This window comes from Methylocaldum marinum, assembly GCF_003584645.1.
In the GTDB taxonomy this organism is placed as follows: Bacteria; Pseudomonadota; Gammaproteobacteria; order Methylococcales; family Methylococcaceae; genus Methylocaldum; species Methylocaldum marinum.
Window position 1 is genome coordinate 3,848,896 of the sequence record NZ_AP017928.1, and the last position, 24,863, is coordinate 3,873,758.

At 62.1% G+C, this 24,863-nt stretch carries 22 protein-coding genes; 14 read left to right on the top strand and 8 right to left on the bottom strand.

Annotated elements, in window-relative coordinates; translation table 11 throughout:
- Positions 1-13: 13 nt before the first annotated feature.
- The 11 genes from sS8_RS17045 to sS8_RS17095 all read left to right on the top strand — a co-directional run bounded on the left by sS8_RS17045 (position 14) and on the right by sS8_RS17095 (position 12,815).
- Positions 14-1,735 carry a thiamine pyrophosphate-dependent enzyme gene (locus sS8_RS17045; protein ID WP_119630725.1) on the top strand — a complete coding sequence of 574 codons (1,722 nt, stop codon included), beginning with the start codon at positions 14-16 and terminating at the stop codon, positions 1,733-1,735.
- A 13-nt stretch (positions 1,736-1,748) separates the two neighbouring features.
- Positions 1,749-2,708 (top strand): scytonemin biosynthesis cyclase/decarboxylase ScyC, encoded by a 960-nt coding sequence (gene scyC, locus sS8_RS17050; protein ID WP_119632860.1) that lies wholly within the window; start codon positions 1,749-1,751, stop codon positions 2,706-2,708.
- Positions 2,709-2,718: 10 nt separating this feature from the next.
- Entirely contained in the window at positions 2,719-4,305 is a 1,587-nt protein-coding gene (locus sS8_RS17055) for a phytoene desaturase family protein (protein ID WP_119630727.1), read from the top strand.
- Positions 4,306-4,318: 13 nt separating this feature from the next.
- Positions 4,319-4,945, top strand: a complete 627-nt coding sequence (locus sS8_RS17060; RefSeq protein ID WP_119630729.1) for an NAD(P)-dependent oxidoreductase — start codon at positions 4,319-4,321, stop codon at positions 4,943-4,945.
- A 296-nt stretch (positions 4,946-5,241) separates the two neighbouring features.
- On the top strand, positions 5,242-6,303 hold the full coding sequence (locus tag sS8_RS17065) for a Glu/Leu/Phe/Val dehydrogenase dimerization domain-containing protein (RefSeq protein ID WP_119630731.1): 1,062 nt from the start codon (positions 5,242-5,244) through the stop codon (positions 6,301-6,303).
- 15 nt (positions 6,304-6,318) lie between these two features.
- On the top strand, positions 6,319-7,560 hold the full coding sequence (locus tag sS8_RS17070; protein WP_197716550.1) for a 3-dehydroquinate synthase: 1,242 nt from the start codon (positions 6,319-6,321) through the stop codon (positions 7,558-7,560).
- A 43-nt stretch (positions 7,561-7,603) separates the two neighbouring features.
- Positions 7,604-8,488, top strand: coding sequence for an EboA domain-containing protein (locus sS8_RS17075; RefSeq protein ID WP_119630733.1), 885 nt, complete (start codon positions 7,604-7,606; stop codon positions 8,486-8,488).
- A gap of 27 nt (positions 8,489-8,515) precedes the next feature.
- Positions 8,516-9,466: a TatD family hydrolase gene (locus tag sS8_RS17080; RefSeq protein ID WP_197716551.1), complete on the top strand. Its 951-nt coding sequence runs from the start codon at positions 8,516-8,518 to the stop codon at positions 9,464-9,466.
- A 69-nt stretch (positions 9,467-9,535) separates the two neighbouring features.
- Entirely contained in the window at positions 9,536-10,663 is a 1,128-nt protein-coding gene (eboE, locus tag sS8_RS17085) for a metabolite traffic protein EboE (RefSeq protein ID WP_119630735.1), read from the top strand.
- On the top strand, positions 10,641-12,011 hold the full coding sequence (locus sS8_RS17090) for an alkaline phosphatase family protein (RefSeq protein ID WP_119630737.1): 1,371 nt from the start codon (positions 10,641-10,643) through the stop codon (positions 12,009-12,011). The genes eboE and sS8_RS17090 overlap by 23 nt, the downstream gene beginning before the upstream one ends.
- 99 nt (positions 12,012-12,110) lie before the next feature.
- Positions 12,111-12,815 (top strand): UbiA family prenyltransferase, encoded by a 705-nt coding sequence (locus tag sS8_RS17095; RefSeq protein WP_119630739.1) that lies wholly within the window; start codon positions 12,111-12,113, stop codon positions 12,813-12,815.
- Between the two features lie 275 nt (positions 12,816-13,090).
- Here sS8_RS17095 and sS8_RS17100 read toward each other — a convergent pair whose 3' ends face one another.
- The gene (locus tag sS8_RS17100) at positions 13,091-14,329 is read right to left on the bottom strand and encodes a multifunctional CCA addition/repair protein (RefSeq protein WP_119630741.1); all 1,239 of its coding nucleotides are present in this window, start codon (positions 14,327-14,329) and stop codon (positions 13,091-13,093) included.
- Positions 14,330-14,393: 64 nt separating this feature from the next.
- On the opposite strand from sS8_RS17100, the gene sS8_RS17105 reads away from it, so the two are divergent.
- Complete coding sequence (locus sS8_RS17105) at positions 14,394-15,233, top strand: sulfite exporter TauE/SafE family protein (protein WP_232020343.1); 840 nt, start codon at positions 14,394-14,396, stop codon at positions 15,231-15,233.
- Between the two features lie 209 nt (positions 15,234-15,442).
- Positions 15,443-15,721, top strand: a complete 279-nt coding sequence (locus tag sS8_RS17110; protein WP_119630745.1) for a SelT/SelW/SelH family protein — start codon at positions 15,443-15,445, stop codon at positions 15,719-15,721.
- 107 nt (positions 15,722-15,828) lie between these two features.
- Here the strand turns inward: sS8_RS17110 and sS8_RS17115 are convergent, their stop codons facing one another.
- Genes sS8_RS17115 through sS8_RS17140 form a run of 6 tightly spaced genes read right to left on the bottom strand, consistent with a single transcriptional unit; the run spans position 15,829 to position 22,667 of the window.
- Positions 15,829-16,302 (bottom strand): type IV pilin protein, encoded by a 474-nt coding sequence (locus tag sS8_RS17115; RefSeq protein WP_119630747.1) that lies wholly within the window; start codon positions 16,300-16,302, stop codon positions 15,829-15,831.
- A 10-nt stretch (positions 16,303-16,312) separates the two neighbouring features.
- Positions 16,313-19,990: a pilus assembly protein gene (locus sS8_RS17120; RefSeq protein ID WP_119630749.1), complete on the bottom strand. Its 3,678-nt coding sequence runs from the start codon at positions 19,988-19,990 to the stop codon at positions 16,313-16,315.
- A gap of 10 nt (positions 19,991-20,000) precedes the next feature.
- Positions 20,001-20,603, bottom strand: coding sequence for a pilus assembly PilX family protein (locus sS8_RS17125; protein ID WP_119630751.1), 603 nt, complete (start codon positions 20,601-20,603; stop codon positions 20,001-20,003).
- A 2-nt stretch (positions 20,604-20,605) separates the two neighbouring features.
- Positions 20,606-21,691 carry a PilW family protein gene (locus tag sS8_RS17130; RefSeq protein WP_197716794.1) on the bottom strand — a complete coding sequence of 362 codons (1,086 nt, stop codon included), beginning with the start codon at positions 21,689-21,691 and terminating at the stop codon, positions 20,606-20,608.
- Positions 21,688-22,113: a type IV pilus modification protein PilV gene (gene pilV, locus sS8_RS17135; RefSeq protein WP_119630753.1), complete on the bottom strand. Its 426-nt coding sequence runs from the start codon at positions 22,111-22,113 to the stop codon at positions 21,688-21,690. Before pilV ends, sS8_RS17130 begins: the two co-directional genes overlap by 4 nt.
- Positions 22,107-22,667, bottom strand: a complete 561-nt coding sequence (locus sS8_RS17140) for a GspH/FimT family pseudopilin (protein WP_119632864.1) — start codon at positions 22,665-22,667, stop codon at positions 22,107-22,109. Before sS8_RS17140 ends, pilV begins: the two co-directional genes overlap by 7 nt.
- Positions 22,668-23,349: 682 nt before the next feature.
- Here sS8_RS17140 and sS8_RS17145 point away from each other — a divergent pair.
- Positions 23,350-24,306 (top strand): IS110 family RNA-guided transposase, encoded by a 957-nt coding sequence (locus sS8_RS17145; protein ID WP_119630755.1) that lies wholly within the window; start codon positions 23,350-23,352, stop codon positions 24,304-24,306.
- Positions 24,307-24,401: 95 nt separating this feature from the next.
- Here sS8_RS17145 and sS8_RS17150 read toward each other — a convergent pair whose 3' ends face one another.
- The gene (locus sS8_RS17150) at positions 24,402-24,737 is read right to left on the bottom strand and encodes a hypothetical protein (RefSeq protein WP_119630757.1); all 336 of its coding nucleotides are present in this window, start codon (positions 24,735-24,737) and stop codon (positions 24,402-24,404) included.
- Between the last annotated feature and the right edge of the window lie 126 nt (positions 24,738-24,863).

Here is a 24,863-nt window from a genome sequence, read left to right on the forward strand (position 1 = left end):
GGGAAGATTAATCATGGATGCTTTTAGAGAAACCTTGGATGTCGTGGAGAACGGTGAAGATCTTGCGTCGACGGCCGAACATCGGATGGTGGCCGATTCGCTCGTCGCCTATCTAAGGCAGTTCGGAATCCGGCACGCCTTCGGCGTGTCGGGAGCGGCCATGGCCAATCTGTGGCGGGCCATGTCCGTGGCGCTCGATGTCGTGCACTTTCGGCACGAAGCCGGTGCCGCCTTCGCGGCCGCGGAAGCGTATTTTGCGACGGGCGTGCCGGTGGTCGTGTTCACCACGACGGGGCCGGGCATTACCAATGCGCTCACGGGAATTCTTGCCGCTCGCGACGATGGGGCCAAGGTAATCCTGGTCTCCGCTTACACCGCCGCGCCACAGCGAGGGCGGGGATGCATCCAGGAAACGTCCGGACAAACGTTTCCGGTCGATGGCCTGTTCACGCCCGGCGCTTTGATGGACTATGCCTGCGTGATCGAGCATCCGGGTCAGTTGCCGCAGGTTGCTCGCAGGGTTGCCCACGGTTTGGCGCGCAAGGGCGGGTTCGTCGCGCATCTCTGCCTGCCCAGCGACGTTCAGCGTTTGCCCGGAGTACCGGTTCCAAGCCCGACGCTGCTCGTAGCCAACGACCTGCCCGGCGAAGAGCTGCTCGAGCGGTGCGCAAACGTTCTGCGCGACGGAAGCTTCGCCATCTGGGTCGGTTTCGGTGCACGCGAGGCTGCCGCCCCGATACGCGAACTGGCCGAACGATCCGGCGCCGCGGTCATGTGTTCGCCGCGCGGCAAAGGGATCTTCCCCGAGGACCACCCGCAATTCGTCGGGGTGACGGGCCTTGCCGGACACGCTTCGGTCTTCGAGTACATGGCGCGGGAACAGCCCGAGCGGATTCTGGTGCTCGGAACGCGCCTGGGTGAACCGACCTCGTTCTGGAACAGAGCGCTGGTGCCGTCGAAAGGATTCATTCACGTGGACATCAACCCCGATGTGCCGGGCGTGGCCTATCCCGACGTCAGCACGCTGGCCGTGCAAGCCGATATCGCCGCATTCGTGCAGGCGCTGGTCAGGCGCTTGCCGGGGCGCAAGCCGATAGCCGCGATACCGAATCCGATCAGACCGGACTGGGGCAGCGTCCCGGCGGGCGACAGCCAGCGGGTGCGCCCGGAAGCGCTCATGGCCGCGATTCAGCGCAAGATCGTCGATGCCGGCGATGCCATCGTGATGGCCGAATCGGGGAACTCCTTTACCTGGGCGACGCGTATGCTGCGTTTCGCGGAGCCGGGGCGTTACCGCGTGAGCACCGGCGTGGGGGCGATGGGGCACATGAGTGCCGGGGTCGTGGGCGCGGCCCTGGCGACGGGCGGAAAAGCCGTGGCCATCGTCGGCGACGGGGCGATGCTGATGAACAACGAGATCAATACCGCGGCCAAGCACCGGGTGCCGGCGGTGTGGATCGTGCTCAACGACGCGCGTTACAACATGTGTTTTCAGGGCCTCGCGATGCTGCGGATGACGGGCCCCGATGCAACCTTCCCGAAGGCCGATTTCGTCTCCATCGCAAAAGGCATGGGCGCGGACGCCATTCGCGTCGATCGCGAAAGCGAACTGGATTCGGGGCTGGATCGGGCCCTGGCCGCATCGGGTCCGTTCGTCGTCGACGTTCAGATCGATGCGGAGCGGGTGGCGCCCTCGGGGGCGCGGAATCACGGACTGGCCGGTCCGTCGAAATAAGGAGCAACTCACCGTGGAAAAGAATACTTTCGCGACATCGGCGTATATCGGCGTGGAACCGCAGACTGCCTTTCGGTACCTGCAAGATTTGACCAAACTGGGAGAATGGACCCTGTACAGCCGGATGAAGGAACAGGTGGACGAAGATACCTGGATCGGCACGGCTTCCGGCTATCAGCAATCGCTTTATTACCATATCCGGAGGTTCGAAGGACTTCCGTTTGCGGGTTTCGAGTGGCAATGCGGCCTCGAATACAAGCAGTACTACCACGTGTATCCCGTATTCCTGTTTCCGTCGGACTACGCGGAGCCCGGAACGAGCGAAAACGGGGTTTACTTTCACTGGATAAGTTTTGTCGGTCCCAAGCGAAGGACACCGCTGATCATGGAAGGGATAGACATCGTACACACCTCGGAAGCGCGCGCGCTCAAGGCCGCGCTCGAACGCAGCGCCGGCCTGCGTGGTCCGGCGGCCGGCCGCTGCCGCGTGAAGACGCACAGCGTCTATGTCGACGCTCCGTTCGAACTGCTGACCGGCTACCTGACGGACCTCGCCAACATGACCGACTGGGGCCATCTGTGGCGCGCTCAGGGCGCGGTCTCCCCTTCTCAGGGCACGTTTCTGGATGAGTACGGACATCCTTTGACTCTCGCGACCCAGGCGTACGACTTCTCGGACTCGTGCATGATCGAGTACGAGGCCGCCTACCGAGATTCGAATCTGCGCACGCGAACCCTGGCATTGGTCGTGCCCTGCGCGCATGCCTTCGGAGAGCCTTCGGCGCGCGGGTGCATTCTGCATCGTCTGACTTTCGTTGCGGTCGCAGAGGCCGGGTCTCGACCCTACCCCCGCGACGATATCGCCGCGGAGAACTTGAATATCAAGCGTCTCGCCGAGGCGCGGGCGGGCAACGTCGCAAGTCTCGCGCGAGGTTTCAGCTACGTCGCGACCGAAGAATACCGGACAGCCTGAAGGAGGAGAGATGTCCGTACATACGAGCTACGATGCGATCTTCATCGGAACCGGGCACAACGCTCTCGTTACCGCGGCATACCTGGCCAGGGCCGGATGGCGGGTGCTGCTCCTGGAGCAGCAGGCACACTTCGGAGGCTGGGTATGCACCGAGGAGGCGACGCTTCCGGGCTTTCGGCATGATCTCTATGCCAGCATCATCCCGCTCTGGCTGACCTCCCCGATACACGCGGAGCTGGGTAGCGAGCTGGAGTCGTTCGGTCTTCGCTTCCTCAAGTACCCGCGGCCTACCGGTGTCGCGATGGCGGACGGAAAATCCGCCGTGTTGTCCATGGCCATGGACGAGAACGTCAAGGAATTCGAAACGCTTGCCCGAGGCGACGGCGAGGCCTGGACCCGAATACTGGAAACCTTCGGCAAGGTGGCACCCGCGATCGGGGAGCTTTTCAGCAGCGATATGAGCACTTCGCGCGCGAGCGAACTGATGCGCGAAATCTTCGTTTCATCGACCGGCGCCGGGCCTTCGCCGTTTGCGTCGGAATTTCTGATGAGCTCGCGCGAGCTCCTGGAGCGGAGATTTCGTTCGCCGGTCACGCGGGCATTGCTCGGTTCCTGGCCCATGCACGCCGGGCGCGGGCCCGATGCGGCGCAGAGCGCGCTGTGGGTGCCGCTCATCTGCGGAACGCTGCAGGCGGTGGGCGCCCCGATCGTCGCCGGCGGCGTGGCGGGACTCACGGACGCCCTGGTTCGGATGATCGAACATCATGGCGGGACCTTGTTGGCCGGCCGTTCGGTGAGCCGGATCCTGGTCGAGGGCGGGCAGGCGGTCGGCGTTCGCACGGAGACCGGCGAGACCTTCCGCGCGGAACGGGCCGTGGTCGCATCGACCAACCCGGATCAGCTCTACCTCAAGCTTTTGGCCGACACGCCGGCGGTTCCGCCGGACCTCCGGCAACAGGCGGAAAATCATCGCTACGGTTTCGGTTTCGTGCAGCTGCACCTGGCGCTTTCGGAACCGCCGCGCTGGAACGACCAGCGGCTCGCCGAGGCCGGAATCGTTCATCTGACGCCCGGCATCGACGCCATCTCGCGAGGCGTCAACGAGGCGACCCGCGGCCTGCTGCCGGCCGAGCCGACCATCGGACTGGATGTTCCTTCGCTCCCGGACCCGTCGCGGGCTCCCGAAGGCTGTGCCGTAATGCGGGTTCAGGCGGCCGAATCGCCGATCGTGATTCGTGGCGACGCCGCCGGAGAAATCGATGTCGGCGAAGGCGAATGGACGACCGAGGTAAAACGGCGCTTCGCCGATCGCATGCTCCGCATCGTCGCGCGGCACGTGCCCAACCTGCTGTCCTCGATCAAGGCCATGGCCATCGTCAGTCCGGCCGAGTTGGCCGTTTCCAATCCCAATGCGGGGCCCGGCGCGATCTCCAGCGCACCACGGAGCATCGCCGAATATCACCTGTTCCGCTCCAATCACCACACGGCCTTTGAGAAGCTGTTCCAGGTCGGTGCCGCAACCTGGCCGGGGCCGGCCGTGAGCGGGGCTTCCGGCTATATCCTGGCCCAGACCTTATTGTCGGACCGCATCGAATAGGACGTCGAATATTATGAAAATTGCTGTGCTAGGGGTGACCGGCCGTACCGGACGTCTGGTGGCGCAATCCGCCCTGGACCGGGGGTACTCCGTGCGTGGGCTGGCTCGCGATCCGAAAAAGCTGGATCTGCGGCACGAACGTTTGGCCTTGATCGAAGGGGATGCGCACGATCCCAGTGCCGTCAGGCGGCTTCTCGAAGGCTCGAATGCCGTGGTCAGCGCTCTCGGGCCCAGCGGCGATGCCGCCGATGTCTGCAACACCGCCACCAGGCTCGTCCTCGGAACCATGCAGGAAACCGGAATCCGCCGCTATGTCGTCGTTTCCGGAGCCGGGATCGATTTTCCGGGAGATCGGAAAAAATTCGGGGACAAGCTCGTCGGCAAGATGATCCGCTTCTTTCAGCCCGCCACCGTGGCGGACAAGGAAGCGGAGCTACAGGTGCTCCTGGGGGAGCCCGGCATCGACTGGATCCTCGCGAGACCGCCACGGCTGGTCGACGGGCCGGCGGGAGGGAGTGTTCGAGTCAGTACGGACAGACCCCGGTCCGCCAAGATCAGCCGGCAGGATCTCGCTTCGTTCCTGCTCGACCAGCTCGACAGTGAGGCGTACATCCGATGTGCTCCATTCGTGAGCAACTGATTCCACAACACCGTCGAAGGGCCTGTCCTGAGCCGAGTCGAAGGGCCGACCCACCTTCGATGGGTTTCGCTTGGCTCGCCCCATCCTACGATTAATGTTTACTCGAATGCGGAACGGAATCAGCAGCCGGGAAAGGATTCCCGAGCTATCGATGGGGCGGGAGTGACAACCGATCGAGGCGTAAGGTCGGCAATCCTTTGCGGACGAAGGCCGAGTTTCACAAGCTCGCGAGCGTTTATGGGTCCGACAAATGAGGGGTCGGCGAGTCGTTCATTTCACAGGAAGAGGAAATCGACATGAATTTATTCCAGATTCTCGAAACGACAGGGCATGAGAAAGTTTTCTTTTGCCGCGATGAAAAGGCGGGGTTGCGAGCCATTATCGCAATTCATAACGCCGGTTTCGGGGCGGCGATGGGAGCGACGCGCTTGTGGCCTTACGCCAGTGAAATCGACGCGCTGCGAGATGTATTGCGCCTCAGCCGCGGCATGACTTACAAGGCCGCCTGCGCCAATATTCCGGTCGGCGGCGGAAAAGGGGTCATTATCGCCCGGCCGGAGGAGAAAACCGGCGAGTTGCTGAAGGCTTACGGACGCTTTGTGGATAGCCTGAACGGAAGCTTCATCACCGGGCAAGACGTCAATCTGACGCCCCGGGACGTGCGCCAGATTCGCCAGGAAACCCGGTACGTGGTCGGTGCCGACGAAAAATCCGGCGGTCCGGCCCTGCTCACGGCGCTCGGGGTCCTGCAGGGGATCAGGGCAGCGGTTCGATATCGGCTGGGGCGGCGAGACCTTTACCGCTTGAAGGTGGCGATTCAAGGGCTCGGAAATGTCGGCAAGAACCTGTGCCGACTCCTGCATGAGCAGGGCGCGGAGCTGATCGTCAGCGATGTCGACGAGGCCAGGACCGAGGAGATGACGCGGCTCTATGAAGCCGCGGCCGTCGAACCGGACCAGATTTTTTCCCGGGATGCGGATGTCTTTTCTCCTTGCGCCCTGGGCGGGGTGTTGAACGGGACGACCATACCCCGGCTCAAGGCCTCCATTATCGCCGGCTGCGCCAACAATCAGCTTGAAGACGAGCAGGCTGACAGTCATGGGCTGAAGCAAAAGGGAATTTTGTATTGCCCCGACTACGTCATCAACGCCGGCGGACTGATCAACGTGTACCACGAAATGATCGGGTACGAGGAAGAAAAGGCGTTGAGCCACGTTGACCGCATTCACGACACCTTGCTCGAAATTTTCGAAAAAGCGGAACGGGAAGGCATCACAACGCACGAAGCCGCTCACCGCCTGGGCGAGTCGCGGATTGCCGAAACCGCGCCGAATGAAACCGGTTCTCGTCTGAATTGAGCTCAGGAGCGTCCCATGCCGGCACACGCCAACGCGCATTCAAGCCCGAAACGCCCCACAGCCGAGCCTGGCTCGGTTGTCGGGCAGCCCGTGATGCAGCGGATCATCGATCAACGGTTTACCGTCAGCTATTCGTTCCCGGTGATCTTCACCCGAACGGTATTCGACGCCGGCAATACGGTACTGCTCGATGTCATGGCCCGGAGCGGTCATGCGCAGAATCGCGTGCTGGTCGTCGTCGACAGCGAGGTCCTTCGCTTGAACCCCGGCCTGTCGGCGAGCATCGAGCGCTACGGCGAGACCCATAAGCGGGTGATGCGCCTGGTCGCTCCGCCGTTTCTGATGAAAGGCGGGGAAAACTGCAAGAACGACCGTTCCGAGGTAGGCCGGATTCACGCTCTGGTCGAGCGCCACAAGCTCTGCCGCCATTCGTTCATCATCGCGATCGGCGGCGGCGCGGTGCTGGATGCGGTGGGCTACGCGGCCGCGACGGCTCACCGCGGGGTCCGGCTCATCAGGCTGCCGACGACGGTGCTGGCTCAGAATGATGCCGGCGTCGGGGTGAAGAACGGCATCAACGCATTCGGGCGGAAAAACTTCATCGGAACGTTCGCCCCGCCGTTCGCCGTCATCAACGATTCCGTCTTTCTGGAAAGTCTCCCGGCGCGCGATTTGCGCGCCGGCATCGCCGAAGCGGTCAAGGTCGCGCTCATTCAGGATCGCGAGTTTTTCGATTTTCTGTACCGGGAGCGGACCGGCCTTTCCCGGTTCATCCCGGCGGTCATGGAAAACATGATCTTCCGCTGTGCCGAGTTGCACGTCCGGCACATAAGCCGCAGCGGCGATCCGTTCGAGAGCGGGTCATCGAGACCGCTGGATTTCGGCCATTGGATCGCGCACAAGCTCGAGGAACTCACCGGTGGTGACATCAGGCACGGCGAGGCCGTGGCCATAGGCATCGCCGTTGATTCCCTCTACTCGCATGGTGTCGGCCTGCTCGGCGATCCGGACCTGCATCGGATTCTGACGCTTTTGGAAACCTTGGGTTTCGAGCTCAACCATCCGGCATTGCCGCGGCTCGATCCGGAGGCGGCCTTGGCGGAATTCCGCGAACATCTCGGCGGGGCGTTGTCGATACCCCTGCTGGAAGGAATCGGCCGAAAAGTCGATGCGCATCGGATCGATATTCCGCTGATGAAACAATGCATCGCGATGTTGGCCGAGCCCGTTCCGTCGAAGGGCCTGTCCCGAGGATGATCGCCGAATATTTTAGTTTTAGGGACAAGGGTTGCTGAAAGGGATGAAAGCCGAAGTGAATATCGAATCGGGGCGGAACGCCGCCATAGCCTTACTGCGAGACTGGCTTTTTCGGCGAATCGACGAGGCCGCCAGGACATGGTTCGAAGAGCAGGTCTCGCTGCTCCGATCGGATTCCGGGGACCGGGCTCTATATACGGCATTCGGCCTGATGCCGAGGCGGCTCGGCAAGAAGAGCCTGGCCTTATCGGCGGACGATGCCGGCGCGGCCGCGCATTGCCTGGAGGGCTGGAAGCCCGGCGATTGGAGCCTGGTCGATGCGGGACGGATTCTGCTGCTCGCGAGGCTACCCGGCAGCAACCCGGATTTCGCGCGGCGATTTTGCGCCCTGTGCCGGACCGCCGACGTGGCGGAGGCGATCTCGCTGTACCGCGGTTTGCCCCTGTATCCGGAACCGGCGGCCCTGGAGCCTCAGGTCGGCGAAGGATTGCGCACCAACATGCGCTCGGTGTTCGAGGCGATCGCTCACCATAATCCCTATCCGAAGCGGTACTTCGATACTCATCGCTGGAACCACATGGTGTTGAAGGCGCTTTTCATAGGCAGCGGCCTGGCGCCCATCGAAGGGCTGGATGAGCGCGTCAACGACGAACTCGCGCGGATATTGCTGGACTTCGCCCACGAACGCTGGGCCGCGGACCGGCCGGTTCCGCACGAGTTGTGGCGCTGCGTCGGGGGGTTTGCCCGGGGCGACGCGCTGGAGGACCTGGCGCGCGTGGTGTGCTCGGGCACTCCGCTGGAGCGGCGGGCGGCGGCGCTGGCCCTGTCCGCCAGTCCCGATCCGGCCGCGGCCGCGTTGCTCGAACGGATGCCGGAGATTGCGCAGGCTATCGATTCCGGCAGACTCACCTGGGCCGAACTTGAATAAACCGACTGCAAACCAACAGGATGTGCCATGAGGCTAGGAGACGACGACACCATGAAGTTCATCGACGCACACGCTCACATGATCTCCCGCACCACCGACGACTACGAGGCCATGGCCGCGTCGGGCGTGGTGGCGGTCATCGAGCCCGCGTTCTGGCTGGGGCAGCCGCGCACCAATGTCGGCTCGTATCTCGACTACCTGTCCACGCTGGTGGGGTTCGAACGGTTCCGGGCGAGCCAGTTCGGGATACGTCATTACTGCACGGTGGGTCTCAATTCCAAGGAGGCGAACAACGAGGAACTGGCCGAGGCGGTGATGGACCTGATTCCGCGCTTTGCGTTGAAGGAAGGCGTGGTCGCCATAGGCGAAATCGGCTACGACGAGCAAACGCCGCTGGAGGACAAATATTTCAGACTTCAGCTCGACCTGGCTAGGGAGCTCGACCTGCCGGTCATGATTCATACCCCGCACCGCGACAAGAAAAGGGGAACGACGCGGTCGATGGACGTTTGCATCGAACACGGCCTGGAACCGGGCAAGGTCATCATCGACCACAACAACGAGGAGACCGTCAGGGAAGTCCTGGACCGGGGTTTCTGGGCTGCATTCTCGATTTATCCCTGTACCAAGATGGGCAACGCGCGCATGGTCGAAATCCTGCGTCACTACGGCGCGGACCGGATCATCGTCGACTCCGCCTGCGACTGGGGGATTTCCGAGCCTTTGGCGGTCGCCAAGACGGCCAAATTGGCGCTGCAAAGCGGCGTTCCGGAAGAGCATGTACGACTCGCCTGCTACCGGAACGCGCTGGAGGCCTATGGGCAGAGCGGTCAGATGAGCGAGGAAGATTGGCTCAATCCGCCGCCGATCGATCAGCGAACCCTGTACGAGGGTAACTCGATACTGCGCGGCGGACGTCCACCGGTCGTCGAAGCGCGGCGAAGTGCACGCTCGGCGGACGACCTGGTGATCGAATAACGCGGCCACCGCGGCGTCAGGCATGGCGAAAAACAGCTTCCGATGAAAGCGCAATGGCGTCCTTTTTGAATGTCCGAGTTCCCGAGCCGACCGATCACCTATTGCACGAACATCCACCCGGGCGAAGACTGGGCGGATACGTTCGCGGCGCTGCAACGTTACGTTCCGGCGGTCAAGGCCGCGCTTTCGCCGGGGCTTTTGTTTCCCATAGGCCTGCGCCTCTCCCGCCGGGCCGCGATGGAGCTGGACGAGGGAGAGAATCAACGATTCACCGCCTGGCTGCGGCGGAACGACTGTTACGTTCCCTCGCTTAACGGTTTTCCCTACGGTTCTTTCCACGGCGAGCGGGTGAAGGAACAAGTGTACCTGCCCGATTGGCGCAGCCCGGATCGTACGGCTTATACCGTGCGTCTGGCCGACCTCTTGGCCGGCTGGCTGCCCGAGGGCATGACCGGCTCGATTTCCACCGTCCCGATCGGGTACAAGGGCGCGCTCGGCTGGGAAGATCTGCCCGCGGTAAGAGGTCAGATTACGGCCGTTCTGAGCCACCTGGCGGAATTGCGGCAGGCGCGGGGAAGGGAAATCGTCCTGGCCCTGGAGCCGGAACCGGGATGCCTGCTGGAAACCACGGACGAGGTCTGCCGTTTCTTCGAGCTTTTGGCCCTGCCCGACGAAATGCGCAGCCTGATCGGCATTTGCTATGACTGCTGCCACCAGGCCGTGGAGTTCGAAGATCCCGCCGACTCTCTGGCCGGGCTGGCCGCGGCCGGAATCCGGTTCGCCAAGGTCCAGGTGTCGTCGGCTCTCAGCCTGACCGCGCCCGCTTCGGAACTGCTGGACCGCTTCGACGAGCCCTGCTATCTGCATCAGGTGGTCGTCAGGGACCGCAATGGCGAAATCCACCGCTATCCCGACCTGCCGGATGCCCGCATCCGGCACCCGGCCGCACCGGGCGATGAATGGCGCTGCCATTTCCACGTGCCCATTTTCATCGCGGGGATAGGGGAATGCGGCACGACCCGCCCGTTTCTGGAGGCGATTCTGCCGCTGCTGCCGCCGGACGTGCTGCTGGAAGTGGAAACCTACACCTGGGGTGTACTGCCCCCCGAACTGCGCGGCGAGTCGGTAACCGAATCGATCGTGCGTGAACTCCGCTGGCTCGAGGCCCGAATCCTTGCAACGAACCGTCGTCATTAATGTCGTCGGGCTGACCCGAAATCTGCTGGGCGGCGCCCGCACGCCGCGCTTGTCGGCCCTGCTTCCGCACAGCATTCCCATCCGTACCATCGTACCGGCCGTGACCTGCCCGGTGCAGGCGACCTATCTGACCGGGCGGCTGCCCGCCGGCCACGGCATCGTCGGCAACGGCTGGTATTTCCGCAACCTGGGCGAAGTCCTTTTCTGGCGCCAGTCAAACCGGCTGGTGCAGGGTGAAAAGATCTGGCACGAGGCCCGCAGGCGCGATCCGGCTTTCACCGTGGCCAACACCTTCTGGTGGTATGCCATGAACACCGATGCCGACGTCACGGTCACGCCGCGTCCCCTTTATTGCGCCGATGGCCGGAAGCTCCCGGACTGCTATAGTTCGCCGCTTCATTTGCGCGAACAATTCAACCGCGCCTTCGGCCGGTTCCCCCTGTTCCGATTCTGGGGACCGGCGACCTCGATCGTCTCCAGCGAATGGATAGGGAAAGCGGCCATGGCCATCGAGGAACAGTATCGGCCGACCCTGCAGCTGGTTTACCTGCCCCACCTGGATTATTGCCTGCAGAAACAAGGTCCGAACGGCGCCATCGACTCGGACCTGGCGGAGACCGATGCGCTCTGCGGCCGGATGCTCGATTACTTTCAGGAACGGAATTGCCGCGTCGTGATACTTTCGGAGTACGGGATCACGCCGGTCAGCCGTCCCATTCATCCCAACCGCAGGCTCAGGGAGGCAGGACTCGTTTCCCTGAAGGTCGACCTCGGCCGGGAATATCTCGACCCCGGAACCAGCCGCGCTTTCGCCGTGGCCGACCATCAGATATGCCACGTCTACGTGCGGGATCGACGCGACCTTCCGCAGGTTCGCGAGCTGTTCGCCGATCTGCCGGGTGTGGATCAGGTGCTGGACGAAGCCGGCAAGAAGGCTTGCGGCCTGGACCATGAGCGCTCCGGCGAACTGGTGCTGATCGCCGCCGCCGACAGTTGGTTCACCTACTACTGGTGGCTGGATGACCGTATGGCGCCCGACTACGCCCGCACCGTGAACATCCATGCCAAGCCCGGCTATGACCCGTGCGAACTGTTTCTCGACCCCGCCATTCGCTTTCCCAAGCTCAAGGTGGCCACGACGCTCGCCAGGAAGGCATTGGGTTTTCGCTACCTGATGGACGTCACGCCATTGGACGCGAATCTCGTGCAAGGCTCCCACGGCCGCGTCACCGACCATCCGGATGACGGTCCTCTATTCATGACCACGGCTCCCCGGCTTCTCGACCGGGATGCCATCGAGGCGACCGATGTCTACGCGCTACTGTTGCACCACGTGTTCGCGGCTTAGGGCCTATCTCGGTAGGCCGTTTGCCCTGAGCCGAGTCGAAGGGCCTGTCCTGAGCATAGTCGAAGGATTTCGGAATCTACCGGAATAGACTCTGAGTCCATGAAAGCCATCAGGTCCTATCTGGATCTTTGCCGGGTCAGCAACCTCCCGACGGTCTGGACCAATGCTCTCGCCGCCAGCCTGCTCGCGACCGGCGCCGTCCCCGCGTCGTTCCTGCTGCCGGTCCTGGCCAACTCGTGTTTCTACATGGCGGGAATGAGTCTTAACGACTTATGCGACGCGAAACACGACAGGACACACCGGCCTACGCGGCCGATACCGTCCGGGCGGGTGTCGGAGAGAGCCGCGCTGATTGTTACGGTGATGCTGTTTGGCGCCGGTCTGCTGTTGCTCGCGGCCGCGCCCCATGCGAGCGGCCTTGTCGCGGGCTTAATGCTCGTGTTAGCCATCGTGGCCTACGACTTCCGTCACAAGCGCAATCCCCTGAGCGTGCTGCTCATGGCCGCGTGTCGCTTCCTCGTTTTCGCGGTGACGTCGCTGGCCTTGACCGATAGGCTGCCGCCGCTCGTTCTGCTGGGCGGCGGCATACAGTTTTTCTACGTCGTACTCATCAGCCTGGTGGCTCGCCGCGAAAACGCGCGTTCGACCCCATTCTCCTTTCCGGTAATCCCGGGCATGCTCGCCGGCATAGCCTTGCTGGACGGAATCCTGATGGCCCTCTCGGTTGCGCTGCCCTGGCTGCTCGCGGGCATCGCGGGATCGCTGCTGACATGGGCGGGGCAGAGATTCGTGCGCGGAGATTGAAGGCCCCTGGTGTTGCCACGCGAGACGTCACGGCCCGATCGAGCGTCTGCGTCGGCAAGGGATTGCCGACCTACGACCGGGCATCCCACAAGTCGGGAATCCTTTCCCGACGCCGCGGCTTGGTTTACGGATGCGTCGGCAAGGGATTGTCGACCTACAAAGACTAGAGGCGATCCATCCCGGCCGAAGCCGCCAACGGCTTCCGCCTAGCCTGCGTTGCCGTACGAGCGAAATGGATACGCTCTTGCGGGCCGGTGCGACCGCCGCATTGTTCATCATGCGCGGTCTTCCGAAAATTGCCGGCGGCACGACTTCACGGCCTCGATCCTCAACCGGCGCAGTTCGAGACCCAGGCTTTCGCCCTTGAATCCCTTCTCCAACAGCGGCTGAACCGGAATCGCCAAGGCTGCGTCGCGCGCCGTCCTGAGCCATTCCGCCTGCGGATACGGCCGATTCTCGAAACCGGGTCGGCCTTTGGCATCCGCCTCGCAAGCGAGAAGAAACTCATCCAGGGCCTCACCCTTTCGCAGCGCGTCGAGCCGCTGCAACAGATCGACCACGGTCGCCGGGCGCAGTTCCAGAGCCCGGTGACAGTGGCCGTGATAGCGCATCACTTTCTCCGCCAGCTTGCGGTAAGCATTGGGCACCCTCAGACGTTGGCAAAGGCTTACCAGTGCGTCAAGTCCCGCTTCTTCGTGGCCGTGATGCCTGGGCCACAAGGCCTCGGGCGTCAGCCCCTTGCCCAGATCATGCGTCAAAGCGGCGAAACGTACGACCGGATCGGGGCTCAGCCGGGCCGCCTGGTCCAGAACCAGCAATGTGTGAAGGCCGGTGTCGATCTCCGGGTGGTGTTCGGCCGGCTGCGGAATGCCGAAGAGCCGATCGATTTCCGGGCACAGCCTGGCCAATGCGCCGCACGCCCGCAGCACTTCGAAAAAAGCGCGGGGAACCGCCTCGGACAAGGCACGCGCCATTTCCGCCCAGACTCGCTCCGGCACCAGGGCGTCCACTTCGCCGGCGGCCACCATGTCCCGCATCAGATCGAAGGTATCTTCGGCGATCCGAAAACCGAGCGTAGCGAAGCGGGCCGCGAAGCGGGCCACGCGCAGAATGCGCACCGGGTCTTCGCCGAATGCGGGCGAAACATGGCGCAGTATTCGGTTTTTCAAATCCCGCATGCCGCCGTAGGGATCGATGAGCCGGCCGTCCCCGTCCAGAGCCATCGCGTTGATGGTCAAGTCGCGGCGGAGCAAATCCTGCTCCAGGGTCACGTCCGGCTCGGCGTGTACGACGAAGCCCCGGTAACCCGGCGCGGTTTTCCGTTCCGTACGGGCCAGCGCGTATTCCTCGCGGGTTTTCGGATGCAAGAACACGGGAAAGTCCTTGCCGACCGGCTTGAAGCCTTGCGCGATCATGCTTTCCGGCGTTTCACCCACTACCACCCAGTCGCGCTCTTCCACCGGTCGCCCGAGCAGGGTATCTCTCACGGCACCGCCGACAAGATATGTTTTCATGTGTTTTCAGCTTGGATCTCGGTTCCTGTTAGCATGCTCCATTTTAAACGCGGGCGTGCAGCGCATGGGGATGGAACTGGGACTTTATCTGGCTTTCGGCGGGCTGGCCGGACTGTTATCCGGCTTGTTCGGGATCGGTGGGGGCGTTGTGATCGTGCCGTTTTTGGCCTGGTTCTTCTCATTGCGGGGATTTCCGCCGGATTCCATCATGATCATGGCGGTAGCGACGTCGCTTGCGACCATCGTGGTCACATCCGTCTCCGCGGTTTATGCACACCACCGACTGGGCGCCGTTCAGTGGCATACGGTATTCCGCATGGCACCGGGAATCCTGGCCGGCTCGGTCATCGGATCGATCATCGCAGAACGCTTGCCGGCGCATGGGTTCAAGCTGATTTTCGCCGTTTTCCTGCTTTACGTCGCCGCTCGACTCTCGATCGATACCAAGGCCAAAGAAGGTCGGTCCCATACGCCCGGCGGGTGGCTCTATTCCGCTGCCGGCATCGCCATAGGGTCGGTTTCGTCCATCCTCGGAATAGGCGGCGGGACGCTGAGCGTTCCTTTCCTGGTCAAATGCCGATTTCCGATCCGTAACGCCGTCGCCATTTCCAGCGCCTGCGGTTTTCCCATAGCGGTCGCCGGCTCTCTGACTTATATCGCCCTGGGCCTGGATAAAACCGTATTGCCGCTCGGGAGTCTCGGCTATGTTTACCTGCCGGCTTTTGCTGGTATCGTAACCACCAGTATTCCGTTTGCGCCCATGGGCGCGAGGCTCGCACATCGGTTGCCGACGCGGAAGCTCAGGCGAATGTTCGCGGTAGTCGTACTGATCGTCGGAACCAAGCTGTTTTGGCAGGCAGTGCGGCCCTGGCTCGAAATCGAATTCCATTCGGAATTCGGATGAACATTCATCGTAGGTGGGTTAGCCCTTCGACGGAGCTCAGGATAGGCCCCTCGGCTCCGCGTAACCCGCCGAATCGAGGTCGCTGGGTGGGTTACGGCGCACGCAAAGCGCCGTGATCGGTCATCGGTCAGTGCTGATGTGCGCCTAACCCACCTACGAAAATGAATGCCCGATTGAAAGCGATTTGGAACAAGTCACGAGGAAACGCAATGTCCGCGAAACCCCGCATCGAGATCGAATACTGTACCCAGTGCCGTTGGCTGCTCCGCGCGGCCTGGCTGGCGCAGGAGCTTCTGACCACCTTCGAACAGGAAATCGGCGAAGTGGCGCTGATTCCCGGTATCGGCGGGGTATTCGAGGTGCGCCACGACGGCAAGATGTTATGGTCCCGCAAGGGAGAGGGCCGTTTCCCCGAGGCAAAAGAGCTCAAGCAAAGGGTGAGGGACGAGATCGTACCGGGCAAAGACTTGGGACACTCGGACCGCTGATCTCTTAAGGAAGCTCCGTTTAAATCTCCAATTGAGAGAGGGTGCTTGGACATCCGCTTGATCCAGAATGCCCTCTCCCAGAGGAAGAGGGCTTATTCAGTGTTTCCTTAACGCTGCCAGCATTGTTCCACGGTTTTGGTCGACCCTTGCGGCTTGTCCTTGATGTTTTTCACACCCATGTGGTTTAGGGTGAAAGTGCCGCAGTCATCCTCGCTCATCGTTCCGGTGGGCACCGCCTCCAAGATGAAACTATTGCGCGTCGGCTCGCCGTCCCCGAACTGAACGGTGTAACGCGCCACTCCGTCGGAATCCGCCACCTTGGTCCAGGGCAACTCTATGGAAGCGCCCGCACCGCAATCGCCGTCGGTCCGGTGATAGCAATTGTTGGCGGTGAAGTTACGCTCCAGGAATTGGGCGTTCTGCAACAGAACGCTTTTTGCTTCGCTACGGTGACTTTTTCGTATCTGTTCACGATAACTCGGGTAGGCGATAGCCGCGAGAATGCCGACCACGCCGAGCGCGATCATCAGTTCGATCAGGGTAAAGCCCTGGGCTCGAGAGCGGATTTTCGGTGTCGTCACAGGGTTTCTCCTATTCTTGGAAAAGCTGCCGCCAGGCGCCGCGCGGTTTGTTGGTCCCGCCCTTCTCCGTGGTGCTGAGCAGGCCTTCGGGTGCTCCACTGAGATCGGTGCCGGTCTGGACCTTGTATTCCCTCTCGCCGGCGGAAACCACCGCCGGGGTCTTGGTGATCCCCACCGTACTCTTCAGGCCCGAGGCCGGAAGGCTGCTGTTGCCGTTCGAGATGTCATCTTCCGAATTGAAAAGTCCGTCCTTGTTGAGATCGAACACGGTATATCCCAGCGTTGCGCCGGTCTGGGCATTCAGCTCCATCAGCCAACTGACACCGCCCGCGCTGCAGGGATCGTCGAACGGAATGAGCGTGCTGAAAATCACCCGCCCGAAGCGCAGCAGGGGAGCGCTGACCACTCTCTCGCCCTGCTTTTCTCCGCTCGGCGGCACCAGATCGAGATACCAGCCCCGCTTGGCGTCCTTACCCGTCCAGACCACCTGGTTATCGCTTATGAGCCGGATTTCGCGGCCGAACGCCGCCAGTTCCTGGGTAATGGTCTGGGCCTGGAGTACGCTATCGCGGTTGGCATAGCTGATTCGGGTGCCATCGTCCCAGATGCCATAGAAGGTTTGCAGAGAGGTATCCGCGGTATCGGTGTTCGCGAAATAGCGGCCGGTACCGAAGAATACCATGACGCCTTGGCCGGCCACGGGCGATTCGCCGATCTCCAGGGGCGCGGTAATGGGCTGGCGGTTTCCGGAGCCGTCTCTGGCAATGAATAGGGGAGCCGGCGTAGAACCGCTTTTATAGGCCGCCTGCCAACTGCCCCCTTTGGAGTTGAATCGCCAGAGATTGCCCTGGAGGTCGCCGACATAGATTCCGTCACCCACGACAGATCCCGAATCGCTGTCATCACCCAGAATGCGGCCGAACACGTCGTAAAGCGCCGGCGGGCTGACGATTCCGTTCGGGTTGGCGGCATCGCCCGCTTTCGTGTCGACGGGAAATCCGGAAATGAGGGCACCGGTTTCCAGATTCACGGCGAACAACTTGGCCGTGCAATTCCGGTTCGGATTGGTGACGTTGTTCAGCAAGTCCTCGCAGTTCTTGCTGCGATAGCCGTTGCCGAAGATCACCGCCCACTCGCCGCTCTCCAGCTTGACCACCTGTGGCGAACCCGCCAGGTAGCCCAAATCGCCGTGGCTGAATTCCCATAAGGGTTTGCCGAAATTGGCGCCGCCCGGATTGGTGATGTCGAGAGCATAGATGGTTTTACCGCCCGCTCCGAGCGAGCCGACCAGTACCGTGCGCCACGAACAATTAACCGACACGGTGTTGCCGGAGGCGTCGGTGAACGCTCCGCCGGGACCGATACAGGCGTCCCAGGCGGTGGCGCTGCCGTCCACGAAATAACGGTGGCTGTAGGCCGGATCGGTCAGCTTGGTCAAGTTCCCATGGACACCGGCCGGTACGTAGGCGAATTGCTCCTCGCCGGTGTCGGCGTCGAAGCCGTGCAGCATACCGTCGTTGGCGCCCACGTATAGCATTTCCCGTCGGTCTTGCTTGTCGGCGAGGAAATTCAGGTACGCCTCGCCGCCGCCGTCGCTCTCCTCCCATGCCGTGTAACCGAAATTCTCTGCCGAGACAAAAACCGGGTCCGAGTTGATGATGTCGCCGAGAATCCTGCTGCGGTTGCGCAGAACGCCGCCGTTCACCTGCTCTTGGCCCCTACCGCCCCGGAGCCAGTCGAGACGGGCCTGGCCGCAGGCGTCGCCGGTCAGGGCGCCGCTGCAATTGGGGGTTTTCAGAGCGTTTTGCTGATCCGTGGATAGATTATCCCAGGTGAAATTCACGCTGGCCGTGCCGTTCCATGTCCAGACCGTGCGCGCTCCCGGATCGCTCGAGGCTAGCGTGGTGTCGGTGTCCCATTGCGCACTCCCCACGCTTCCGTCGGAATTCAGATGGAATGCAAGAAGCCGTCCGCTCCATTCTCCGCTGTCGAAGCGCGCCTGATAAACCATGGTTTCCGTGTTGAGACGGGTAGAGTTGGCGGCGATGGCGGCGGCAGAGGCGGTGACCCGCTGGCCGATACTCGCCAGGATGTCGCTCAATGCGTTGGCAAAACTTTGCGGGTCGCCCGCGCTGAAAAAACCGCCCCGGCCGTTGATGGAGGCATGCAGCAGATCGTCCAGCCGGGCCGCGCATAACGCACCGCTGCAGTTTGTCTGCGCCGGATCGGTATACGGCCAATTGATGGATGCGCCGCTGGTAATCGCGTTCCAGGCCGCGTCCGCATTGACCGAACCGGAGACTCCCAGGCCGACGCCGTAGGTCACCACGTGCTGCCAGAACGCCGGGTCTATCGTCGAGGTCGGCACCTTGTTGTCCAGGTCGGGACGAAGATCGTTTTTCCAGTAATACATGGCGACGTCGGCCAACGTATTCTTGTAATCGTCCGCAAAGGGGGAAATGGCCTCGTAGGTAAAGGACTGTCCGTTCGGCCCGGCGATCGTGGGCCCCCCGGTGCCATCGTTGTTCTCGCGGACAGGGGAGGTACGGGCCTCGTTCGCGGAACCGCCGGACCAATATCCGTCGGTCATGAGGATGTGGTAGTTCTGGCGGCATTCAAGCTGGGTGCCGCCGCCGGCTCCGGGATTCTCGCCCCAGGGTCCCTTGTCGTCGTTACGCATGAAGTACCGCCCCACGTCGTCCATCGCCTGCCGCAACGGCGTGCCGGCGTTCGGAATCGTATGGCCGTAGAGGGTGCTGAAGAAATCCGATCGGTTGGTGCCTTCGAACTTTCTCACCCCCGAAATGACGGTCTGTGTGTTCGAGACACCGTCAACAGTGCTCGAATCTTTGTTGATGGCGCTGAAACCGACCCGCGTCGAGGCGTTCTGCTGGGAAAAAGCCCGCCCGATACCGGCGCGGGCGGTCAGAATGCGTGAGCGGTAATAGGTGTACCAGTTGGCGAAGTTCTGGATTTCCTGATCGTAGCTGCACACCCCATCGCTACAGTCGGTGCGGGCTTCTCGCCCGTGTCCGCTGTACGCGGCAGTGGACGACCTGATTTCAACTTTCTGATAACTGGACCCATTCCACACACTGCCACCGTTATGCCAGTAATAAGTGGCGGGCCAAAAGGTTTTGTTGCTGTTGCTCGAGCTACACTTGCCGGACGCCGTGCAAGTGCGCCAGGAATTGGCGTTGTAATTGCCGTTGTTGGTCGTCAGGTTGCGGCAATACTCGGCGCCGGCACCCGTCCGCTCGGGGTTGTGCAGGGCGCAGCTCGGATCGGCCGCGGGATAGAGGGACCCGTCGGCCTTCACCCAGGGTGTGTAGGTGATCGAAGGGTTGTAATAAATGGTATTGACCTGGGGCGAGCGGGTGAGCGCCGCGTACGCCGAGTTCGCGTCCACCGTGGCGACCCGGTTTTCGTAATCGCCGCCGCCGTACACGCCTTTCGCTCGAGGAAAAACGAAAGTCACCGAGCCATTGGCTTTGTTGAAGAAGACGTAATCGTCCGGCATGATTTCGAACTGCATCGAGCCCGAATCATCCAGGGTGAACATCACGTTGGGTTCGACCGACGTACTCAGAAACAAGGGAGACGATGCGATATCGGACGCACCGTCTGCCGCTGCCGGCAAGCCCACGGTCAATATCGAAAAAAGCCAAAACCGACGCGTCATGCGCATGACAGTTTCCTCAGCGGTTGTAATAACTTTGCAGCAGTACCACGGCAGCGGACGTGCTGCCGACGCCGCGTGCGGTAACGCGGAAGCGGCTGGTGGCGGAAATCGGACCGAACTTGAGGCTCCCGCCGGGCGTCCTGGGGAGCGGCACGTTGGTACAGTTGCCCGCATTCGTGCACTTGGTATACGACGACAAGTCCTCGATGATGTAGCGGGGCGATTCGGCCACACCCGCCAAGGTTTCGGCATAAGCACGGGAACCGGCCTCGGTCCAGATGTTCTCCTGTTGCCAGCGCTCGTGCTCGGGCGACAGCGTGGGCTGATAGAGTCCCTGGGCATTGAGGGTCAGGTCTTGTTCGCTCGTATCGGCGGAGAAGGTGCCGAGTGTGACGCCTTGCAAATAGGTTTCACCTGCCCTGAGTGCCGCTTCCGCCGCCTGGAAGGCCAGGTTTTGATCACGCAGGTTGCCGGCCATTTTTTCCTCCAGAAGGGTGGTTTGCATGGAGCTGACGCCGATCAGGGTCAAAATCAACAGAATGACCAGCGTGGTGGGCAAGGCCGAGCCGCTTTGACGCGTTGCGACAAGCACTGTAAGGAACCCCGATTCTTTTGCCATGTTCAATTCACCCGGTTGCGCAAGGTAAAGGTGGTCTCGAAGGCTTGGTACAGTCTGCGGTCGGCGGCCGTCACCGTGTCGCCGTCGAAACGATAGGTTTGCGCTTGGTCCACCACGCCCTCCTCGACGGACCGCAACAACAGGGCAACCCTCACCGCGACCACGTTGTCCCACTGGCCATTGCTTTCTACCCATTCCGCGGTTTGGTAACAGTCGGCGGAAAAATCGCCGGCCGTACCGGTGCCGCAATTCGCCGCGTCGTCCACGCCATAAAGGAGCTGCATGTTCTCGACGCCTTCAACCATTTCCTCCGCGTCGCCGGCGCCTTCCTTGCGATACAGGGCGGGCTGCCCCGCCGGGTTGTTGCGGATGTAATAGACCTTGGTCGAGATGCGCTGGAGCTCGCCGCCTTCGTAACTTTTTCCCAATTGCTTGGTCGCGTTTCCGGGAATCAGAGTACCGCCCGTGTTGTGCACGATGTTGTCGAAACCGCCGGCGAGATTCTTGTGCGTAATCTGGAATACGGCGCCCGCGAAGCAATCCGTCACCAGGACGATATCGCCTTCGGCGACGCCGCTTTCTTGCGTCACTTTGATATCCGCCGACCCCGGCAGTCCGGGATCGTCCAAGTTACCCGGCTGTTGCAGCACCCGGGTTCCGTTTCCGAAGGCGCCGCGCGCCACCACGATGTCCCTGCCGCCCAGGGGATCGCTAATGGCGCTGTCGAGAGTAGCGTTCCAATCGGATTCGGAAACGGCTTCGTAACCGTAGATGGGCTGGCCGAAGTTCCACAGGAAGGCGCCGGCATCGTTCAGCGTATTGGTAAGCTTCGCGTTTTCGCCGGCGCAGCCGCGGAACCCAGCCAGCCGAAGGTCTCGGCCCAGGATTTCGAAAACATAGCGAGCATTCTCCTGGAGGCGTGCCAGGGCGTCGTTGGTGCGGTAGCTCTGGCGGCCTCCGAGATAAACCGTCAGTGCGGCACCCGTGAGCAGGAGGCTCAAGGTTAGAGCCACCATGATTTCCACCAGCGAAATGCCGCGCTGCCGCATGATGGATGAAGCCGGAAGTTTCTGGACTATGGTGTTCATAACTGAGTTTCGACCACGAATTGTTGTGCGTCCTCGGCCCCCCGGCTGTCGTCCCATTGCACGATGATCGTGACGCGGTCGCCCGCCGCCACGTTGACGGCCCCGTCGCCCGCCGGCAAGCGCCTTTCCAGCTCCGTTATCCAACGGTTCAGGTCTCTGTCCGCAGGGGTATCGCCTTCCGGCGCACCGGCATCCAGCGCCAGGTTGTAGAATCCGTCGCGTGCCGCCGGGCGGTTGGCGCGCAGCCCGTCGAGTATGTCGTAGGCCAGCAGAACGGCCTGAGAGCGGGAAAAAGCGCTTTGGTCGTTCCGGAGTCCGGTAACCTGCAGCCCGGCCAGACCCAATAATCCGATGGCCATCACCAGGAAGGCGATGAGCACTTCCACCAGGGTGAACCCTTGCTGCCTGCAACCATTCAGCATGTCGTATCCTCCACTCGGGCCCGGCCGGTTTTGTTGATCAGGATTTTTTTGCCCTTGCTGCCGCTGTCGCCTTGACACAGGGTGAACGTGCCGTCGGCATTGCCTCCGATCATTCCCCTGCTGGTACCGCTGGGCAGATAGGAAATCCATGACTGGAAGTTGCTGCCGCCGGCTAGCCGAGCATTGCCGCTCAACGGCTCGAAGACACGCAGCCGTTCGTCCGTCCCGTCAATGGCGCCGGGCACGTTGCCGGCCATGTGGGTGTTATCCACAAATACCACCCAGCCCTGCTCCCAGTCTCCGGATTCAGTGCAGGACGGCGCTTCGGCCGAGATATCGGCACTGGTGCACAGCGTCACCCTCACGCCCCGCTTGACCGCTTCGCTGCGGGCGAGATTGAGCGCCGTGACCATTTGGTTGGTCTGGGTGGCAAGACGATTATTCCGGGTGAACTCCTGGAAGCTCGGAACCGCGACGGTTAGCACGACGGTGGCTACGGCCATCGCGACCATCAGCTCGATTAAGGTAAAACCTGTTTGATGTTCTGTTTTCATGCCGATAGTTATAGCAGCGCTTTTCGGCTGCATCGGCAAAAGCCGATATTCGGTGGAAATCGTCCGACGAACGGCGGCGAGGGCTCGTCCGGCGCATCCGAGAACCTCAGTGGGTGCGGCGGAAGCGTTGCGGGCAATCGAGGTTGGGGGGCGCGGGGCGCGGCGTGCTCGCCGTTTCGGTTCGGGTGAATTGACTCTGGCCGTGGTAGGCTAGGGCTACTTTGCCGACGTCGCGGCTCGGCCAACGGGCTGTGCCGACGAACCCGCCGGCCGACCTGTACCCCGGGGGTTGGACTCCGGAGCGCTGCGTTCGCTCGCCGGAGAAACGGCCGGGAGGCTCCGCGGTTCTGTGTGGTGCTCCGGCTTCCGCAGGCCAGAAACTCCTATCCGGCACCGCTCAGTCGACAAAGGATTGCCGACCTTATATCTCGATTCTGCGTTCCACAAGAGGCAGAATCTCCGACTGATCATCGGACCCAGACGCTGGGCAAGACGTTGCCGACCTTGGGCCTGAAGCCCGCGCCGTAGATCGTCCCCCAGCGTCCCTTCCTCGCCATTGAGTTCGAACAGTATCGTAGGGCTGCCTTGGGCAGAACCCTGGATGGATAAGGCTGAACCCGGCAGGAGCGGTTCCGAGCGATCGGCCCCTTCATCGTTCCCGAACGAACCCCAAGGAGACTTCATGACGTTCACCCCCATCGGTATCGACATCGCCAAAGCCAAGTTCGACGCCGCCGCACTACGCAACGGCAAGTACAAAACCAAGGTCTTCCAGAATACGCCCGAAGGGTTTAAGGCGTTCCTGGCCTGGCTGCAGGCCTTCCCAGCGCCCCACGTGTGTCTGGAGGCCACCGGCCGCTATGGTGAGGGCTTGGCCCTGTTCCTGGTCGACCACGGCCTCGCCGTCAGCGTGGTCAACCCCGCCCAAATCCACGCCTTCGGCCAAGCCGAACTGAGCCGCACCAAGACCGACAAGACCGATGCCAAGCTCATCGCCCGCTTCTGTCATAGCCAAAGACCTCTGCTCTGGCAGCCGCCTCCGCTGGCCGTGCGCCAATTACAAGCGCTGGTCCGTCGGCTCGAGAGCCTCCTCGAGATGCGGCAGATGGAACGCAACCGCCTGGACGGGGCCGATCCCACCGTACGCCCCTCCATCGAAGCCGTGCTCGCCACCCTCGATGCCGAGATCGCCGCGACCCAAAAGCGCATCCGGGAGCACATCGACCCTGATCCGGACCTCCGCCAACGGCGTGACCTGCTCGACACCATTCCCGGCTTGGGCAATGCCACGATCCCGGTGCTGCTGGCCGCCCTGGGCGACGTTCACCGCTTCGAAAACGCGCGCAACGTCGCCGCCTTTGCCGGCCTCTCGCCCAAAGAGCACCAGTCCGGAAAATGGAAAGGCCACACCCGTCTATCCAAAACCGGCGATGCCTTGCTCCGCAAAGCCCTTTACATGCCGGCCATCGTCGCCCGGCGCCATAACCCACTGATCCGCGCCTTCTGCGAGCGCCTTAAAGCCCAAGGCAAGAACGGCAAACTCATCGTGGGCGCCGCCATGCGCAAGCTCCTCGTCCTCGCCTACGGCGTCCTTAAATCCGGTCAACCGTTCAATCCCAATTTTGCGCTTGCATCGTGATTCTTAAGACAGTATCTACCCCATTAGGTCGCGAATCCGTTCGCGACATTATGTCGCTCGGCGCGCGGCTTGCGTATTGATTTTCGAGAGGGGCGCTATTTCACGTGGAACCGACTTCTCGATGTCTTGAAAGGAAACAGCCGGCAAATGGCGCGCGCCAGCCAATTCCGTCTGGCCAAGCGTTCTTCGCGCGAACGTTCGAATTCCGCGTTGAAGAATGCTTTGGTGAGTTGTCCCGGGGTAGGCGTATATCCGTGGCGCGCCAGCCAGGCGTCGCGGGCTTCCGCCAGAAGTCGATAGAAAGCGATATCGTAAGCCGTATTGGCCTCGTAGCCGAGCGGCTCGTCGTCGAAGCGGATCCTCAGCTCATCCAGCCGCCGGCGGAACCAGGCGGTCAGTTCGTTCAGGATGTACTCGTCGGATAACGGCATCTTATGAACTCGTTGTAGCGGTCAGTGTATTCATAAGATGTCCTCACGGCCGATGAAGTTCAGCCGATGCTCCGGGAAGCCCCGGGAGCTTACGGCTCGCTTGAAATCCGTCGTCGGCAGGTACCG

Excerpts from the sequence above, each read along its gene's own strand:
- sS8_RS17145 (WP_119630755.1), top strand. The coding sequence starts at position 23,350 with ATGACGTTCACCCCCATCGGTATCGACATCGCCAAAGCCAAGTTCGAC.
- sS8_RS17095 (WP_119630739.1), top strand. The coding sequence starts at position 12,111 with ATGAAAGCCATCAGGTCCTATCTGGATCTTTGCCGGGTCAGCAACCTC.
- sS8_RS17130 (WP_197716794.1), bottom strand. The coding sequence starts at position 21,691 with ATGAACACCATAGTCCAGAAACTTCCGGCTTCATCCATCATGCGGCAG.
- sS8_RS17060 (WP_119630729.1), top strand. The coding sequence starts at position 4,319 with ATGAAAATTGCTGTGCTAGGGGTGACCGGCCGTACCGGACGTCTGGTG.
- sS8_RS17055 (WP_119630727.1), top strand. The coding sequence starts at position 2,719 with ATGTCCGTACATACGAGCTACGATGCGATCTTCATCGGAACCGGGCAC.
- sS8_RS17140 (WP_119632864.1), bottom strand. The coding sequence starts at position 22,667 with ATGAAAACAGAACATCAAACAGGTTTTACCTTAATCGAGCTGATGGTC.
- sS8_RS17150 (WP_119630757.1), bottom strand. The coding sequence starts at position 24,737 with ATGCCGTTATCCGACGAGTACATCCTGAACGAACTGACCGCCTGGTTC.
- sS8_RS17065 (WP_119630731.1), top strand. The coding sequence starts at position 5,242 with ATGAATTTATTCCAGATTCTCGAAACGACAGGGCATGAGAAAGTTTTC.
- sS8_RS17100 (WP_119630741.1), bottom strand. The coding sequence starts at position 14,329 with ATGAAAACATATCTTGTCGGCGGTGCCGTGAGAGATACCCTGCTCGGG.
- eboE (WP_119630735.1), top strand. The coding sequence starts at position 9,536 with ATGTCCGAGTTCCCGAGCCGACCGATCACCTATTGCACGAACATCCAC.
- sS8_RS17075 (WP_119630733.1), top strand. The coding sequence starts at position 7,604 with ATGAAAGCCGAAGTGAATATCGAATCGGGGCGGAACGCCGCCATAGCC.
- sS8_RS17045 (WP_119630725.1), top strand. The coding sequence starts at position 14 with ATGGATGCTTTTAGAGAAACCTTGGATGTCGTGGAGAACGGTGAAGAT.
- sS8_RS17105 (WP_232020343.1), top strand. The coding sequence starts at position 14,394 with ATGGGGATGGAACTGGGACTTTATCTGGCTTTCGGCGGGCTGGCCGGA.
- sS8_RS17120 (WP_119630749.1), bottom strand. The coding sequence starts at position 19,990 with ATGCGCATGACGCGTCGGTTTTGGCTTTTTTCGATATTGACCGTGGGC.
- sS8_RS17080 (WP_197716551.1), top strand. The coding sequence starts at position 8,516 with ATGAGGCTAGGAGACGACGACACCATGAAGTTCATCGACGCACACGCT.
- sS8_RS17110 (WP_119630745.1), top strand. The coding sequence starts at position 15,443 with ATGTCCGCGAAACCCCGCATCGAGATCGAATACTGTACCCAGTGCCGT.
- sS8_RS17125 (WP_119630751.1), bottom strand. The coding sequence starts at position 20,603 with ATGGCAAAAGAATCGGGGTTCCTTACAGTGCTTGTCGCAACGCGTCAA.
- pilV (WP_119630753.1), bottom strand. The coding sequence starts at position 22,113 with ATGCTGAATGGTTGCAGGCAGCAAGGGTTCACCCTGGTGGAAGTGCTC.
- sS8_RS17070 (WP_197716550.1), top strand. The coding sequence starts at position 6,319 with ATGCCGGCACACGCCAACGCGCATTCAAGCCCGAAACGCCCCACAGCC.